The organism is Rugamonas violacea (assembly GCF_016461825.1).
In the GTDB taxonomy this organism is placed as follows: domain Bacteria; phylum Pseudomonadota; class Gammaproteobacteria; order Burkholderiales; family Burkholderiaceae_D; genus Rugamonas.
On sequence record NZ_JAEMNU010000150.1, the window covers coordinates 37,489 to 53,517 of the forward strand.

Annotated in this window: 12 protein-coding genes; all 12 read right to left on the reverse strand. The window is 64.4% G+C overall.

Going from position 1 to position 16,029, the window contains the following annotated elements; translation table 11 throughout:
- Positions 1-47: 47 nt before the first annotated feature.
- The gene (locus H7U20_RS27960) at positions 48-1,412 is read right to left on the reverse strand and encodes an aspartate aminotransferase family protein (protein ID WP_199762407.1); all 1,365 of its coding nucleotides are present in this window, start codon (positions 1,410-1,412) and stop codon (positions 48-50) included.
- Between the two features lie 10 nt (positions 1,413-1,422).
- Complete coding sequence (locus H7U20_RS27965) at positions 1,423-2,760, reverse strand: glutamine synthetase family protein (RefSeq protein WP_199762408.1); 1,338 nt, start codon at positions 2,758-2,760, stop codon at positions 1,423-1,425.
- Between the two features lie 140 nt (positions 2,761-2,900).
- The gene (gene glnT, locus H7U20_RS27970) at positions 2,901-4,253 is read right to left on the reverse strand and encodes a type III glutamate--ammonia ligase (RefSeq protein WP_199762409.1); all 1,353 of its coding nucleotides are present in this window, start codon (positions 4,251-4,253) and stop codon (positions 2,901-2,903) included.
- Between the two features lie 147 nt (positions 4,254-4,400).
- A complete protein-coding gene (locus H7U20_RS27975) occupies positions 4,401-5,888 on the reverse strand; it encodes an aldehyde dehydrogenase (protein ID WP_199762410.1) in 1,488 nt (495 codons plus the stop codon).
- A 29-nt stretch (positions 5,889-5,917) separates the two neighbouring features.
- The gene (locus H7U20_RS27980) at positions 5,918-7,390 is read right to left on the reverse strand and encodes a DUF3138 family protein (RefSeq protein ID WP_199762411.1); all 1,473 of its coding nucleotides are present in this window, start codon (positions 7,388-7,390) and stop codon (positions 5,918-5,920) included.
- Between the two features lie 247 nt (positions 7,391-7,637).
- On the reverse strand, positions 7,638-8,480 hold the full coding sequence (locus H7U20_RS27985; RefSeq protein ID WP_199762412.1) for an ABC transporter permease: 843 nt from the start codon (positions 8,478-8,480) through the stop codon (positions 7,638-7,640).
- Positions 8,477-9,394 (reverse strand): ABC transporter permease subunit, encoded by a 918-nt coding sequence (locus H7U20_RS27990; protein ID WP_370593273.1) that lies wholly within the window; start codon positions 9,392-9,394, stop codon positions 8,477-8,479. The genes H7U20_RS27985 and H7U20_RS27990 overlap by 4 nt, the downstream gene beginning before the upstream one ends.
- 8 nt (positions 9,395-9,402) lie before the next feature.
- Positions 9,403-10,563: an ABC transporter ATP-binding protein gene (locus tag H7U20_RS27995; RefSeq protein WP_199762413.1), complete on the reverse strand. Its 1,161-nt coding sequence runs from the start codon at positions 10,561-10,563 to the stop codon at positions 9,403-9,405.
- An 84-nt stretch (positions 10,564-10,647) separates the two neighbouring features.
- Positions 10,648-11,832 carry a polyamine ABC transporter substrate-binding protein gene (locus tag H7U20_RS28000; protein ID WP_233411145.1) on the reverse strand — a complete coding sequence of 395 codons (1,185 nt, stop codon included), beginning with the start codon at positions 11,830-11,832 and terminating at the stop codon, positions 10,648-10,650.
- A gap of 250 nt (positions 11,833-12,082) precedes the next feature.
- The gene (locus H7U20_RS28005) at positions 12,083-13,537 is read right to left on the reverse strand and encodes an aspartate aminotransferase family protein (RefSeq protein ID WP_199762414.1); all 1,455 of its coding nucleotides are present in this window, start codon (positions 13,535-13,537) and stop codon (positions 12,083-12,085) included.
- A 173-nt stretch (positions 13,538-13,710) separates the two neighbouring features.
- Positions 13,711-15,081, reverse strand: a complete 1,371-nt coding sequence (locus H7U20_RS28010) for a glutamine synthetase family protein (protein WP_199762415.1) — start codon at positions 15,079-15,081, stop codon at positions 13,711-13,713.
- Positions 15,082-15,196: 115 nt separating this feature from the next.
- Complete coding sequence (locus tag H7U20_RS28015) at positions 15,197-15,961, reverse strand: gamma-glutamyl-gamma-aminobutyrate hydrolase family protein (protein WP_199762416.1); 765 nt, start codon at positions 15,959-15,961, stop codon at positions 15,197-15,199.
- Positions 15,962-16,029 lie beyond the last annotated feature (68 nt).

Genomic DNA, 16,029 nt, shown 5'->3' on the forward strand with positions numbered 1-16,029 from the left:
TGCCGCTGGGGTTCGCATGCCATCCCACAGCTCTCGCTTTACGGCCACTACAGCAACTCGCCCAAACAGTCGTCGAACACCGCCAGCAGCCGCGCCACATCCTCGCCGCCGGTCTGCGGACAAACCAGCAGCATATTGTGGAAGGGCGTAATCAACAGCCCCCGGTTGAGCAGGTACAGATGGATGATCTGCTCCAGCTCGCCGTCCAGCATGACGGCCGCCTCGCTGCCGTTGCGCGGCGGTGTGGCGGCAAACTGAAACTCCGTGCGCGCCCCCACCTGCGTCACACACCAAGGCAGGCCATGTCGCGCAATCACCGCGCGCAGGCCGTCGGCCAATTGCGCCGCCAGCGTGAACATATGCCCATAGGCTTGCGGCGTCATCACCTGCTCCAAATTCGCCCGCATCGCCGCCATGGCGAACATATTCGCGCTCAACGTGGTGCCCACGCCCGAATGGCCGGACGGCGCCGCGCGCTTGGCCTGTTCCACCCGCCGCGCCACCTCCGCCGAAAACCCATATACCGCGCAGGGCACGCCACCGCCTATCGGTTTGCCCAACACCAGCGCGTCCGGCGTCATGCCGTGCTCGCGCGCGTAGCCGCCCGGGCCGCTGCTGATGGTGTGCGTCTCGTCGATCACCAACAAGCTGCCATGACGCCGCAGGATCTGCTGCGCCGCCGCCCAGTAATCCGGCTGCGGCAGCACCATGCCGATGTTGGTCATCACCGGCTCGGCCAGCACGCAGGCGACGTCGCCGCCCGCCAGCGCCGCCTCCAGCGCGGCCAGATCGTTGAACTCGACCACCACGGTGTGCTCGGTCAGCGCATACACCTGGCCCAGCAAACTGTCGCGCTGCACCGGCACGCCGTCGACCAGATCGACGAACACATCGTCCACCGTGCCGTGGTAGCAGCCGTTGAACACCAGGATTTTGCTGCGTCCCGTGGCGGCGCGCAGCCAGCGCAGCACGAAGCGATTGGCGTCCGAGGCGGACAAGGCGAACTGCCAGAACGGCAGACCGAAGCGGCGCGCCAGTTCGGCCGCCACCGGCGCCGCGTCCTGCGACGGCAACATCGCCGTGTAGCCGCGCGTGGCCTGCCGCGCGATGGCCTGTGCCACCGGCGCCGGCGCATGACCGAACATGGCGCCGGTGTCGCCCAGGCAGAAGTCGATGTAGTCATGACCGTCGACGTCTGTGAAGCGCCCGCCGCTGGCCTGCGCCACGGTCAAGGCGAACGGCGTCGACCAGTCCTGCATCCAATGCATCGGCACGCCGAACAGCATATGCTCGGCGGCCTGCCCGGCCAGCGCCTGCGAGGCCGGGTTGCGCACCACGAAGGCGGCGCGCTCGCGCACCGCCAAGGCCTGCGCGCGCGTCCAGTCGACGCCGTGTCGTATGGTTTTTGTCATGGCCGCCGTCCTACACTAGCAACATCAAGTGTTCGCGCTCCCACGAGCTGATGACCCGGCTGTAGGTGGCGAATTCAAGCTCCTTCACTTCGCAGAAGGCCTGCACGAACAGCTCTCCCAGGATCTCGCCGAGCGGCTTGCACTCGCGCAGGCGGACTATGGCATCCTCCAAATTGCGCGGCAGCTGGTCGTGCACGTGCTCGGCGCTGTCGGCGGTTGGCTCGGACGGCGTCAGGCCGTCGCGCATGCCAAGATAGCCGCAGGCCAGCGTGGCCGCCATCGCCAGGTAGGGATTGACGTCGACGCCCGGCACGCGGTTCTCGACCCGGCGGTTGACCGGCGCCGAGTTGGGAATGCGGATGCCGCAGGTGCGGTTGTCGTAACCCCAATGGACATTGGTCGGCGCCGACATGAAGCGCGACAGCCGGCGGTAGGAATTGACGTACGGTGCCAGCAGCAGCGTGGCCGGCGCCAGGTAGGTTTCCAGCCCGGCGATATAGTGGAAGAACAGCGCGCTGGCGCCGCCGTCGGCCTGACTGAAAATGTTGGCGCCGCTGGCGCGATCGAGCACGCTCTGGTGGATGTGCATGGCGCTGCCCGGCTCCGCCTCCATCGGCTTGGCCATGAAGGTGGCGAAGATGCCGTGCCGTAGCGCCGTCTCGCGCACTGCGCGCTTGAACAGGAAGACGCGGTCGGCCAGCTCCAGCGCGTCGCCGTGGCTGAAGTTGATCTCCATCTGGCCGGCGCCGGCCTCGTGGATCAAGGTCTCCACACCCAGCTCGTGCTGCTTGCAAAAGCTCGACAGCTCAAGGAAGAAGGGATCGAAGTCGTTCACCGCGTCGATCGAATACGACTGCCGGCCCGACTCGGTCTTGCCGCTGCGGCCCAGCGGCGGCACCAGCGGCTCGTGCGGGTTGGCGCTGCGCGCCACCAGATAGAACTCCATCTCCGGCGCCACCACCGGCTGCCAGCCGCGCTCCTGGTACAAGGCCAGCACCTTGCGCAGCACCGCGCGCGGCGACAGGCCGACCGGGCTGCCGTCGAAATTCTGGCAGTCGTGGATCACCAGCGCGACCGACTCGGCCGCCCACGGCACCTGGCGCAGCGTGGCCAGGTCGGGCACGCAGATCATGTCAGGATCGGTGGCGCCGACATACGGCAGGTTGTTGGGCTGCTCGCCGTTGACGGTGTTGAGCAGCACGCTCTTCGGCAGCCGCATCTCGCCCTCGCTGAGGAACAGATCCTTGGGCAGTATCTTGCCCCGGGCGATACCGGTCATGTCGGCGATCACGCACTCCACCTCGTGGATATTGCGTTCGCGCAGAAAGTCGCGCATGGCTTGGCTCATCTCTACTCTCCTGAAAAATAGCTTCCTCGTGGATCGCCTGAGACGCCGGCAAACCCCAGCGGCAGAAGCTAGGGTCAGACCCCTCGGGGTCTGACCCTGGCTCTTCGCCTGTGGGTCCAGCCAGCCCCGCAGCCGGAAAACTAGAAGCGATCCAGATAGCGCTTGGTCTCCCAGGCGCTGACGTGCTGGCTGTACTCATGCCACTCGGCGCTTTTCAGCGCGGCGAATTCCTCCACCAAGGCCTTGCCCAGCGCGGCGCCCAGCACCTCGTCGGCCTTCAAGGCGGCGGCGGCCTCGCCCAAATTCTGCGGCAGGATGTGCAACCCCAGCTCGGCGCGCGCCGCGTCGGACAGCTCGTAGACGTCGTGGTTGACCGGCTCGCCCGGATCGAGTTGGTGCTCGATGCCGTCCAGGCCGGCGGCGATCACGCCGGCCAGCGCCAGGTAGGGATTGGCCGCGCTGTCCGGCAGCCGCCATTCGACACGCTGGTAGACCACCCGCGCCACCGTGGTGCGGTTGTTGTCGCCGTAGCCGATGAAGGCCGGCGCCCAGCTGGTGCCGGACAGCGAGCGGCCGCACATCAATCGTTTATACGAATTGACGGTGGGCGCGCACAATGCCGTCAAGGCCGGCGCATGCAGCAGCAGCCCCGCCAAAAAATGATACGCATTTTTGGACAGACCAAGTCCACGCCTATCATTTTCCGCCGCGAAGACCGGCTTGCCGTCGGCGTCCGCCAGCGATAGGTGGAAGTGCAGGCCGCTGCCGGGACGATCGGCGAAAGGCTTGGGCATCATCGAGAACAGCAGGCCCTCTTCTTCGGCGATGTGCTGCGCCGCCATCTTGAAGAGCATGAAGTTGTCGGCCGCCTTGAGCGCGTCGGCGTAGCGGTAGTTGACCTCGAACTGGCCGCTGGCATCCTCGTGGTCGATCTGGAACACGCCCAGGCCGCAGGCGTCCAGCGCGGTCGTCAGCTTGTCCAGAAAGCCGCGCTGGCGCAACAGGCTCTTGCTGTCGTAGGACGGTTTCTCCAGGCTGTCGGCCGCCTCCGCGTCGTAGCCGTCCGGCCCCTTCCGCAGCAGGAAAAACTCCGGTTCCAGACCTGCGTTCAAGGTCCAGCCATGCGCCGCCAACCGCTCGACCTGGCGCCGCAACACCTGGCGCGGACACAGCTCGAAAGGCTGGCCGGCGACATGCCCGTCCAGCACCACGCGGGCGTAACCCGGCAGCCAAGGCATGGGCTGCAAGGTGCTCAGGTCGGCGCGGCCGTAGTACTCCGAGCGCGGCCCGTTGCGCGGCAGGCCGGTGCCCCAGATCGACGGCCCGGAGAAGCCGGCGCCGGGATGGACGATGTCGTCCAGATGGGCCAGCGGAATCAGCTTGCCCTTGGCCGCGCCGTGAATGTCGGTGAACTGCGCGAAGACATACTTGATGCCGCGCGCGGCCAACTCGGACGGGTGATCGGCTGCGGTTGTCGTGTCAGTTTTTCTCATGTTTTTCTGCCAGGGTACTGTGCCGTTGACTCCAACCAAACCCAAGGGCGTACATCCGGGGTCAGACCCGGCGGGTCTGACCCCGGCTCTTTGCCTTTGGGTGCAGCGAGTGTTGCCGGCACTTTTACTTTGGATACGCGATCCAGACTAGCCGATCTGAATCCAGGTCGTCTTCAGTTCGGTGTACTTGTCCAGGGCGTGCAGCGACTTGTCGCGGCCGTTGCCGGACTGCTTGTAGCCGCCGAAGGGCACGGTGACGTCGTCGCCGTCGTACTGGTTGACGTGCACCGTGCCGGCCCGCAGCGCCCGCGCCGTCTGGATCGCCTTGCTGATATTCGAGGTCCACACCGCCGCCTGCAAGCCATAGGGTGTGGCGTTGGCCTGCCGCACCGCCTCGCGCACGTCGGTGAAGGATAGCACCGACAGCACCGGCCCGAAGATCTCTTCCCGCGCGATGGTCATCGAGCTGTCGACCTGGTCGAACAGGGTCGGCTCGACATAGAAACCGCCGCTCTCGCTGCGCGCCTGGCGGCCGCCGGCAAGCAGTTTGGCGCCGCCGCTCTTGCCCGCTTCGATGTAGCCCATCACGATTTTCAGTTGCGTGGCATCGACGATGGCGCCCATCACGCTGGCCTCGTCGAGCGGATCGCCGGGCTGGAAGTCCGGCATCATGGCCAGCGCCTTCTCCAGGAAGCGCTCCTTGATCGACTCTTCGACGAACAGCCGCGACGGCGCGTTGCAGCTCTCGCCCTGGTTGAAAAAGATCGAGCCGACGGCCGAGGCCACCGCCGCATCCAGGTCCGGGCAGTCGGCGCAGACGATGTTGGCCGACTTGCCGCCCAACTCGGTCCAGGCCCGCTTCAGGTTGGACTGGCCGGCCATTTGCAGGATCTGCTTGCCGGTGCGGGTCGAGCCGGTGAAGCCGATGCAGTCGACGTCCATATGCAGCGCCAGCGCGGCGCCGGCCTCATGGCCAAAGCCGGGCAGCACGTTGAACACGCCGGGCGGAATGCCCGCCTCCAGCGCGATGTCGGCCAGCCGCAGCGCCGTCAGCGGCGACTTCTCCGACGGCTTGAGCACCACGCTGTTGCCGGCCGCCAGGGCCGGGGCGATCTTCCACGCCGCCATCAGCATCGGATAGTTCCACGGCACGATGGCCGCCACCACGCCGACCGGCTCGCGGGTGATCAGCGCCAGGCTGTTGGCGGCGGTCGGCGCGATCTCGTCGTAGATCTTGTCGATCGCCTCGCCGTACCAGCGCAGCGTGTTGGCCGTGCCGTTCACGTCGACGCTCTGGCTGTACTTGATCGGCTTGCCCATGTCCAGCGTCTCCAGCAACGCCAGTTCGGCGCCGTACTTCTGCACCAGGTCGGCGAACTTGATCAGCACGCGCTTGCGCTGCGCCGGCGACTTACCGGCCCAGCGCCCGTCGTCGAAGGCGGCGCGCGCGGCGGCCACCGCCGCGTCCACGTCGGCGCCGTCGCAGCGCGCCACCGCGCCGAGGTTGCGGCCGTCGATCGGCGACAGATTGTCGAAACGCTGCTCCGATTTTGCCCAGACCCGCTCACCACCGATAAAGGCGCGGCCGTCGATGCTCTGCGCGGCGGCGCGTTCATGCCATAAATTTGTACTCATCACATCCTCCTGAAATCTTGAAACTAAGCTTAAAAACTGACCACGGTCGAGACGCCCAGCACGTGGTTGTCGCGACGGTATTGCTCGTCCGAGGTCTTGAACACATTGGCCGACGAACGGTCGTAGCGGTACTCGCCCTTGAGGTTCACGCCCGGCATCAACGCGTAGTTCACGCCCAGCGACAGCGCGTAGCGGTTGCTGCCGACCGAAGGATCGGCCACCACCCATGCCGTGCCGTCGTAGACCATGCCGGAACCGAAGCCGTTGCGGCCGTCCGGACAGTTGGCGTCGGCTCCGGTGACGTCCTTGCACACGCCGCCGAAGGTCGAGCCGAACACGCCGCCACCGTTGCTCTTGTTGTTGATGTAGTCGAAGCGGCCGACGGTCTCGAAGCGCGGCGTGACCTTGTACGAGGCCAGCGTCGACAAGCCCCACCAGTGCGAACGCTCGCCGCTGAAACCGTTGGACGGTGTCGCCTTCTGCCGGCCATACGACAGTTGGCCCTGCACGTTCCAGTCACCCCGCGTGAAGTAGCCGTCCACCTCGACCAGATCGGTGCGGCCGAACTGCGCCTTGTCGTCGAAACCGGAATGGATGCCGGAGAAGCCGAAGCCGTTGAACTCGCCCTTGGCGTAGTCGACGCGGTAGAACAGGCCCGGCGTCTCCTGCTTGGCGGTGTCGATGCGCGCGCGGTTCAGGTTCCCCAGCATGATCTTGGTGTCCCACTGGCCGCGTACCAGTTCGACTCCGGCGCCGGTGTAGAAGTTCGCGGCGGAGAAGTCGAACAGCAGGTTGTGGGTGATCAGCTTGTTGCCGGTCGACGGGATCAACTCATAGCCGGTCCAGTCGGCCCACTGGCCGCCGATCAGGCGCGTGTTCAGGTCGCCCAGCGGCACCATCACCGTGGCCTCGTGCACCAGGCTGCCGAAGTTGTAGCCGGCGCCGGCGCCTTTACTCGGCATCATCGACAGCTTGAGTTTCGTGCCGCCCTCCAGTTCCTTCTCGAAGTTCAGCATGGCGCTGCCGAAGAAGGTGTTGTCGTAGCCGAAGCTCTCGCCGGAACCGTTGATCGAGCTGTTGTTGTTGAAGAAAACGAAGCTCGAGGTCTTGGCGTTGCGGTTGTAGATATAGGTCGGGTCGACATAGCCGGAGATCTTCACGCCCTTGAAGCCGCTGGCCTCGATGTTGTCCTCCAGCGCCTCGGTCTTGATGCGGATGCGGTTGAACTCGGCCACGTCGACGCCGTTCTCGGCGGCCTTGTCGGCCTTGGCGACGGCGGCCACCGCCTGCGTGTTGGCTTCGGCCGCCTTGCTGTTGGCCTGCTGCGCCTGGGTGTTGGCCAACACGGCTTGGCCGCCGACCTTCTCGATCATCGCTTCCAGGCGTTTGACCTGGCTCTTCAAGGCATCCAGCTCCGCCTTCAGTTCCTTGGTGCTCTGCGCCATGGCGACTGCTGGGTAGGCGATGGCAATGGCGACGGCTATTTTCTTCAACAAATGCATGACTAATCCCCTTTTTCCTGGTTCTTGATACTTGATGGATGAATGCGGCTACTCGGTGTATCTCAATAGGGTCCGCCCCCCCCAGCAGCGGGCTCAGTGCCGCTAAGTTAAGCAAACCCAGAGGCATCAATCTGGGGTCAGACCCAGCGGGTCTGACCCCGGCTCTCCGCCTTAGGGTGGTTTTTGTAGCCGCCGGCGCCTTAACTTGACGGCACGAAGCACTGACCCCGCTTATCAAAACTGCTTGCTACTCGGCCTTGGCCGCCGCCTGCACCTGCTTCTGACGCAGCCGTTCGCCGCGCGCCATCCACACACTGGAGGCGATCACGGCGATGGTCACCGCCAAAATCGTCAGCGCGGCGACGGCGTTGACCCTCGGGTCGAGACCCAGTCGGGCACGCGAGAAGATCACGATCGGCATCGTTGACGAACCGGGGCCGGACAGGAAGGCCGACAGCACCACGTCGTCCAGCGACAGGGTGAAGGTCAGCAGCCAGGCCGAGGCCAGCGCCTGCGTGATATTCGGCAGCGTCACCAGGAAGAACACCTGGTGCGGCTTGCAGCCCAGGTCCATCGCCGCCTCTTCCAGCGACTTGCTCATCTCCTGCAAACGCGATTGCACCACCACCGCCGCGTAGGCCATGCCCAGCAAGGTGTGGCCGAGCCAGATGGTCAGCATGCCGCGCTCGGGGAAACCGAACACCTTTTGCACCGACACCAGCATCAGCAGCAGCGACAGGCCGATGATCACCTCCGGCATCACCAGCGGCGCGCTGACCATGCCCGAAAACAGCGTGCGGCCGAAGAAGCGCTGGTAGCGGTTCAGCGTGAACGCGGCGAAGGTGCCCAGCACCACCGAGGCGGTGGCCGTCAACACGGCGATTTTCAAAGACAGGCCGAAGCCGCTGATGATCTCCGTGTCGTTCATCAGTTCCGCGTACCAGCGCAGCGAGAAGCCGCTCCACACCATGTCCTGCCGCGAGCTGTTGAACGAGAAGACGATCAGCACCAAAATCGGCAAGTAGAGGAAGACATAGCCGAGCGACAGCCAGCCGCGCCCGAACCATCGTTGGATGAAGTTGCCGTTCATGCGCGTGCCTCCTGTTCCGCCTTGTACTTGTTGAAGATCGCCATCGGCACCAGGATCAACAGGATCACCACCACCGTCACCGAGGAGGCCATCGGCCAGTCGTTATTGGTGAAGAACTCGTCCCACAGCACGTGGCCGATCATCAACGTCTCCGGCCCGCCCAGCAGTTCCGGAATCACGTATTCGCCCACCGCCGGAATGAACACCAGCATCGAGCCGGCGATGATGCCGGACTTCGACAACGGCACGGTGATGCGCCAGAAGGTTTGCAGCGGCGTGGCGCCCAGGTCGGCGGCGGCTTCGAGGAAGCGCACGTCCATCTTCACCAGGTTGGCGTACAGCGGCAGGATCATGAAGGGCAGATAGGCGTAGGTCATGCCGATCACCAGCGAGAACGGGGTGTTCATCATGTGCAGCGGTTCGCCGATGACGCCGACGCTGATCAGCAGGTGGTTGAGCAGGCCGTTGTTGGCCAGGATGCCCTTCCAGGCGTAGATGCGCAGCAGGAAGGAGGTCCAGAACGGCAGCATCACCATCATCATCAGCACCGGGCGGATGGTCGGCCGCGCCCGCGCCATGAAGTAGGCGAAGGGGTAGCCGATGGTCAGGCACAGCACGGTGGTGATGGCGGCGTACTTGATCGAGCTGAGGTAGGTCAGCACGTACAAGTCGTCCTGCAAGATGAACAGGTAGTTGGAGATCTTGACCTTGAAGGTGATGACGCCGTCGACCAGGGTCATCAAGGTGCCGAAGGGGTTGCCGCCGGCGTCCGCCTCGGTGAAGCTGATGCGCATGACGATCAAGAAGGGCACCAGGAAGGCACAGCTCAGCCAGACAAAAGGCACGGCGATCACCAGCCGGCGGCCGGTGATCCAACGCAGCTTGAGGAAATCCATGATGGATGATTTTTTCATGGCGGCACTCAGCTGGTCAGGACCACGATGTCGGCGCCGTCCCACCAGGCGAAGACGCGCTGGTCGCGGCTCAGGCGCGAACTCTGGTGGCGCGCGGCGTTGGTGCGCGAGACACGCAGCACCATGCCACTGTCGAGCGTGACGTGGTAGCTGGTCTCGTTGCCGAAGTAGGCCATCGCGGTGATCCGGCCGGAGGCGCAGTTGAAGCCCTGCTCGGCGGCGCTGGCGCGCTGCTCCAGGGTCGGTTCCTCCAGCTGGATGCAGATTTTTTCCGGCCGCACCGCCACCGCCACCGCCATCCCCATGGTGCCGGTGATGCCGTGGTTGACGTAGTGGCGGCCCTCGGGCGACTCGATGATGACGTGGTCGGGCTCGTCGATCTTGACGTGGCCCTTGAACAGGTTGACGCTGCCGATGAAATCGGCGACGAAGCGGCAGTTGGGCGTCTCGTAGATCTCGCCCGGCGCGCCGACCTGCAGGATGCGGCCCTCGCTCATCACCGCGATGCGGGTGGCCATGCTCATCGCCTCGTCCTGGTCGTGGGTGACCATCACGCAGGTCACGCCAACCTGCTCGATGATGTTCACCAGCTCCATCTGGGTGCGCTCGCGCAGCTTCTTGTCGAGCGCGCCGAGCGGCTCGTCGAGCAGCAGCAGCTTGGGGCGCTTGGCGAGACTGCGCGCCAGCGCCACACGCTGCTGCTGCCCGCCGGACAGCTGGTGCGGCTTGCGCTTGCCGTAGGCGCCCAGCTGGACCAGGGCCAGCATCTGCGTCACGCGCACCGCCACCTCGTCGGCCGGCAAGCCGTCGCGGCGCAGACCGAAGGCGATGTTGTCCCACACCGAAAGATGCGGGAACAGCGCGTAGGACTGGAACATCATATTGATCGGCCGCTGGTAGGGCGGCACGTTGACGATGTCCTTGCCGGCCAAGGTGATCTGGCCCTCGGTCGGCGTTTCGAAGCCGGCCAGCATGCGCAGCAAGGTCGACTTGCCGCAGCCGGAGCTGCCCAGCAGAGCGAATATTTCACCCTTGTTGATGGTGACGGAGATGTCGTCCACGGCGCGCACGCCGTCGAAGGACTTGACCAGGTTGCGGATCAGCAGAAAGGGCTGGCCGGCTTCGCTGGCCGGTGCGGTGTTTGGAACTGCGGTAGTAGCTGTCGTCATGATGGCACAGTAAAAAAGTAAAGAGAACGCAAAAACACATGCGGCGGCCCCGCCCGGCGCCATGCCGGACGGGAGATCGAACGCTTACAGTCCGGTTTTGAACTTGGTGTAGACGCGGGTCATGACGCGGCGGATGTCGGAGCTGTACGGCTCGGGCACGGTCATGCGTTTCTTGTCTTCGTCACTGAGGTAGATCGTCTTGTTCTCGGCCAGGTCCTTGCGCACGAACTTGAGCGCGGCGGCATTCGGATTGGCGTAGAAGACCTTGTTGGTCAGGCCGGCGTGCACCTCGGGACGGGTGATGTAGTTGATCCACAGGTGGGCGTTGTTCGGGTGCGGCGCGTCGGTCGGAATGGCCATGGTGTCGAACAGCAGGGTGGCGCTGGTCTTCGGCACCAGCGCCTCGATCTTGTTACCGTTCTTGGCGTCGATGGCGCGTTGACGGGCGATGTTGATATCGCCCGACCAGCCCAGCGACAGGCACAGCGAACCGTTGGCCAGGTCGTTGATGTAGCCGGAGGAGCTGAACAGGGTGATGTTGGAGCGCACCGATTGCAGCAGGCGGCCGGCGTCCTGGTAGTCGGAGGCGTTTTTCGAGTAGGCCGGTTTGCCGAGGTAGAGCAGCGCCGCCGGCATGATCTCGGACGGCGAGTCGAGCACCGAGATGCCGCAGGACTTCAGCTTGGACGAATACTTCGGATCGAACAGCAGGTCCCAGGCGTTGTCCGGCATCGGCATGCCGCCCAGCGTGGCCTTGACCTTGTCGACGTTGATGCCCAGGGTGGTGAAGCCCCACAGCCAGATCACCAGGTGTTTGTTGCCCGGGTCGAGCTTGGCGGCGATCAGCGCTTGCAATTGCGGGTCCAGGTTGGCCAGGTTGGGGATCTTACTCTTGTCGAGTTCACGCAGCAGGCCGCCGTCGATCTGCAAACGCGCCCAGTTGGAAGAAGGGACCACGATGTCGTAGCCGGTTTTTCCGGCGGCCAGTTTGGCGTGCAGTACCTCGTTGCTGTCGAACAGATCGTAGCGGACCTTGATGCCGGTTTCCTTCTCGAAGTTCTTGATGGTGTCTTCGGCGATGTAGTCCGACCAGTTGTAGATGTTGAGGACTTTTTCTTCTTGGGCGCGGGCGGGGGCGGAGAGGAGTGCGGCGGCTGCGGTGGCGGCGAGGATGGTGCTTATGCTGCGGGTGATGGCGTTGCGGCAGTGTCGCTTGAATTGCGAGCGCGCTTGCGGCATATGCTTCGACGTTGGATTCGGCATCATCATTCTTGTTTCTCCCTATCGATACTGTGTGAGTAAGTGCATCTAAATTGTGCGATTTCTTTTATTCGACATTACTTCTACCAACCAGCAAGATTCATACCTGTGCTTACCTGTGCTTACCTGAGTTCACCCTCCAACGCGATCTGCAATTTGTCTTGAAACGCGCGCCCGGATTGTCTCCAACATCCATGTACACCACGCTTCAAAAGCCATACTAAACCCATAATTCGACGGGCGGAAAATATTCGAAAGCCTACAGCCAGCCGCGTTCCCGCACGTCCGCATGGGTGAGGTCGAGGCAGTGGCGGATCAGCGCGACCATCTCGTCGATCTGAGCGCGCGTCATCACCAGCGGCGGCGCGATGATCATGCGGTCGCCGACGGCGCGCATGATCATGCCGTTGTTGAACATGTAGCCGCGACAGACCATGCCGACCGCCAGCGCCGGATCGAATTCGACATTGTCGTGCACCACGGCGGCCTTAACACGCACCAGATTGAGGCCGGCGACGAAACCGCAGCTGTCGGCGAAACCGACCAGCGGATGATCGGCCAGTGTGGCGAAGCGCTGCTTCAAGTAAGGGCCGGTGTCGTCGGCGATGCGTTCGACCAGTTTCTCTTCTTCGATGATGCGGATGTTCTCCAGCGCGGCGGCGCAAGCCACCGGATGGCCGGAATAGGTGAAGCCGTGATTGAAGTCGCCGCCTTTTTCGATCAGCACATCGGCCACGCGGTCACCCACCAGCACGCCGCCCAACGGCACATAGCCGGAGGTGACGCCCTTGGCGAAAGTGATCAGGTCCGGCTTGATGCCGAACAGCTCGGAGGCGAACCATTTGCCCAGGCGGCCGAAGCCGCAGATGACTTCGTCGGCGATCAACAGCACGCCGTACCTGTCGCAGATGCGCTGGATCTCCGGCCAGTAGCTGGCCGGCGGGATGATGACGCCGCCGGCGCCCTGCACCGGCTCGCCGATGAAGGCGGCCACTTTGTCCGGCCCCAATTCAAGGATCTTATCTTCCAGCCAGGAGGCCGCCTTGAGGCCGAACTCCTCTTCGCTCATGCCGCGACCGGACTCCAGATAATTAGGTTGGCCGATGTGGACGATGCCGGGAATCGGCAGGCCACCCTGCTCGTGCATGCCGCTCATGCCGCCCAGCGAGGCGCCGGCCACGGTGCTGCCATGGTAGGCGTTGTGGCGGCTGATGACGGTGTGGCGCTCCTTGTGGCCGAGCAGGTCCCAGTAGCGGCGCACCATGCGCAGATTGGTGTCGTTGCCCTCCGAGCCGGAGCCCGTGAAGAACACGTGCTTGAACTGCGACGGCGAAATCTCGCACAGCTTGGTGGCCAGTTGCACCGCCGGCAGGTTGGTGGTGTTGAAGAAGCTGTTGTAGAAGGGCAGGGTCTCCATCTGGCGGTAGACCGCCTCGGAGATGCTGGTGCGGCCGTAGCCGACGTTGACGCACCACAGGCCGGACATCCCGTCGAGCACCTTCTTGCCCTGCGAATCCCAGACGTAGATGCCGTCGCCGCGCACCATCACGCGGGCGCCCTGCTCGCCCAGCGCCTTGCTGTCGGTGAAGGGATGCATGTAGTGGGCGCTGTCCATCTGCTGGATCGCGGCCGTGTCGAACAGCTCGGGACGGGCGGCGGCGCTTTTGACCGACGCGACCAAGGCGGCGCTGGGCGCCAATGGGTTTGAAGACATGATGATTCCTAGCTCAAAAAATCAATCGGTAAGTGGTGTCATCCCGTTTAGTCAAGGCGCTGGCGGCGCCCCCCCAAAGACAGAGGGCCGGGGTCAGACCCTCGTGGGTCTGACCCCAGGTTTGCGCCTGTGGGGTAGCGTAACTGAACGGCATTCCGGAAGGCGCCCCGGCCTTACACGTGCAGCAGCAAGTGCTCGCGTTCCCACGGGCTGATGACGGTCATGAACTCCTGGTGCTCCAGATCCTTGATCGCCGAGTAGACGTCGATGAAACGTTCGCCCAGGATGCTGCGCAGCTTGTCCTCGGCGCGCAGCGCCTGCAACGCTTCCGGCAGGCCTTGCGGCAGTTCGAACTTGAGGTCATAGGCGCTGCCTTCGGTGATCGGGGTCGGTTCCAGCGCCTCGACCATGCCGAGGTAGCCGCAGGCCAGCGTCACCGCCAGGGCAAGATAGGGATTGGCGTCGGCGCCGATGATGCGGTTCTCGATGCGGCGGTCCTGCACGCCCGACTCGGGGATGCGGAAGCCGACGGTGCGGTTGTCGATGCCCCACTGGATATTGATCGGCGCGGCGGTGTGGCGCACGATGCGACGGTAGGAGTTCACATACGGCGCGACGATCGCCATCGCCGACGGCATGTAGCGTTGCAGGCCGCCGATGTAGTGCTTGAAGATGGGCGCGGCCGAACCGTCCGGCGCGCTGAAGATGTTCAGACCCGTCTTGGCGTCGACCACGCTCTGGTGCACATGCATCGCCGAACCCGGTTCGCCGGCCATCGGCTTGGCCATGAAGGTGGCGTACATATCGTGCTTGAGCGCCGCTTCGCGCAGGGTGCGCTTGAAGAAGAACACCTTGTCGGCCAGGCCCAGCGGATCGCCGTGCAGGAAGTTGATCTCCATCTGGCCGGCGCCGATCTCGTGGATCAGCGTGTCGACGTCGAGGTTCATCAGGTCGCAGTAGTCGTAGATGTCCTCGAACAGCGGATCGAACTCGTTGACGGCGTCGATGCTGTAGACCTGGCGGCTGGTTTCGGCGCGGCCGCTGCGGCCGATAGGTGGTTTCAAAGGCAGATCGGGGTCGCTGTTCTTGGCGGTCAGGTAGAACTCCAGCTCGGGCGCGACCACCGGCTTCCAGCCTTTGTCGGCATACAGCTTGAGCACGCGGCGCAGCACCGAACGGGGGGCGAAGTCGACCAGGCGGCCGTCGGAGAAGTAGCAGTCGTGGATCACCTGCGCGGTCGGGTCGGTGGCCCAGGGCACCATGGTGATGGTGGTCGGGTCGGCCTTGAGGATCATGTCGCGGTCGGTGCTGGAAATGGCGCGGTCGTAGCCGCCGTCCTCGGTCGGGTAGTTGCCGGTCACGGTCATGCCCAACACCGCCTCGGGAATGCGCATGCCGCGCTCCTGGGTGAATTTGCCGCGCGGTAGAATTTTGCCGCGTGCGACGCCGGTCAAGTCGGGCACCAGGCATTCAATTTCGGTGACGCGCTTCTCGTTGAGCCACAGGTCCATATCGGTGTAGGTAAAATTTTCGCGGATAGCCATGCATTTCTCTCGTTTGTCTTATTCTGGCGCGCCGCCGGAGGCGATGCGCTTCTCACTTCTGTTCTATCTGGACAGCGGCACTAAGGAACCCGCCGCGCCCACTGCTCGTAGGTCTTCATGCGCCTCTCCCTGATTTGCTTTGATAATTCCGGCACGCTTGGCCGAATGCGAGAAACAACTTGATTGAGTCCGGGTTCTGCGCCAGTTGCCACTCCGGGTGCCACTGCACGGCCAGCGTGAAGCCGGCGGCATCGGCGACGCGGTAGGCTTCCACCAGGCCGTCGTCGGCGCGCGCCTCGACCGCCAGGCCGGGCGCCAGTTGCGCGATGCCCTGGCCGTGCAGCGAATTGACCATGATCTCGCCGGCGCCGCCGAGGATGCGCGACAGCGCGCCGTCCGCTTGCAGCAGCACGCGGTGCGACGCGGCGTACTGCTGCTCCAATGTGTGATGTTTGTTTTCGCGGTGGTCGTGCATGCCGGCCACCGTGTGCACCGCCTGGTGCAGCGTGCCGCCCAGCGCCACGTTCACCTCCTGGAAGCCACGGCAGATCGCCAGCAAGGGCAGGCCGCGCTTGAGCGCGGCGCGGATCAGCGGCAAGGTGGTGGCGTCGCGCGCGGCGTCCTGCGGCAGACTGGGGTCGAGCACGTCCTGGCCATACAGGCCGGCGTGGACGTTGGACGGCGAGCCGGTCAACATGACGCCGTCGGCGATGTCGAGCAGCGCCTCCAGGTCGGTCGCCGCGCCCAACGCCGGCACGATCAGCGGCATGCAGTGCGCGCCGCTGGCCACCGCGTCCACGTACTTCAGTTGCGCGGTGTGGTAGGCATGGGCGCCGATCTGGTTGATGCAGGCGGGGACGAGGACGAGTGGGCTGGGCATGATGTTCTTGTGTCAGTGTGGCTGTTTTGCGATCCATTGGGTTCTCGCGAACCTTGATTTCTCCGGCG

Coding starts and splice junctions, on each gene's coding strand:
- H7U20_RS27965 (WP_199762408.1), bottom strand. CDS start 2,760: ATGAGCCAAGCCATGCGCGACTTTCTGCGCGAACGCAATATCCACGAG.
- H7U20_RS28010 (WP_199762415.1), bottom strand. CDS start 15,081: ATGGCTATCCGCGAAAATTTTACCTACACCGATATGGACCTGTGGCTC.
- H7U20_RS28000 (WP_233411145.1), bottom strand. CDS start 11,832: ATGATGATGCCGAATCCAACGTCGAAGCATATGCCGCAAGCGCGCTCG.
- H7U20_RS27985 (WP_199762412.1), bottom strand. CDS start 8,480: ATGAACGGCAACTTCATCCAACGATGGTTCGGGCGCGGCTGGCTGTCG.
- H7U20_RS27980 (WP_199762411.1), bottom strand. CDS start 7,390: ATGCATTTGTTGAAGAAAATAGCCGTCGCCATTGCCATCGCCTACCCA.
- glnT (WP_199762409.1), bottom strand. CDS start 4,253: ATGAGAAAAACTGACACGACAACCGCAGCCGATCACCCGTCCGAGTTG.
- H7U20_RS27995 (WP_199762413.1), bottom strand. CDS start 10,563: ATGACGACAGCTACTACCGCAGTTCCAAACACCGCACCGGCCAGCGAA.
- H7U20_RS27960 (WP_199762407.1), bottom strand. CDS start 1,412: ATGACAAAAACCATACGACACGGCGTCGACTGGACGCGCGCGCAGGCC.
- H7U20_RS28015 (WP_199762416.1), bottom strand. CDS start 15,961: ATGCCCAGCCCACTCGTCCTCGTCCCCGCCTGCATCAACCAGATCGGC.
- H7U20_RS28005 (WP_199762414.1), bottom strand. CDS start 13,537: ATGTCTTCAAACCCATTGGCGCCCAGCGCCGCCTTGGTCGCGTCGGTC.
- H7U20_RS27990 (WP_370593273.1), bottom strand. CDS start 9,394: ATGAAAAAATCATCCATCATGGATTTCCTCAAGCTGCGTTGGATCACC.
- H7U20_RS27975 (WP_199762410.1), bottom strand. CDS start 5,888: ATGAGTACAAATTTATGGCATGAACGCGCCGCCGCGCAGAGCATCGAC.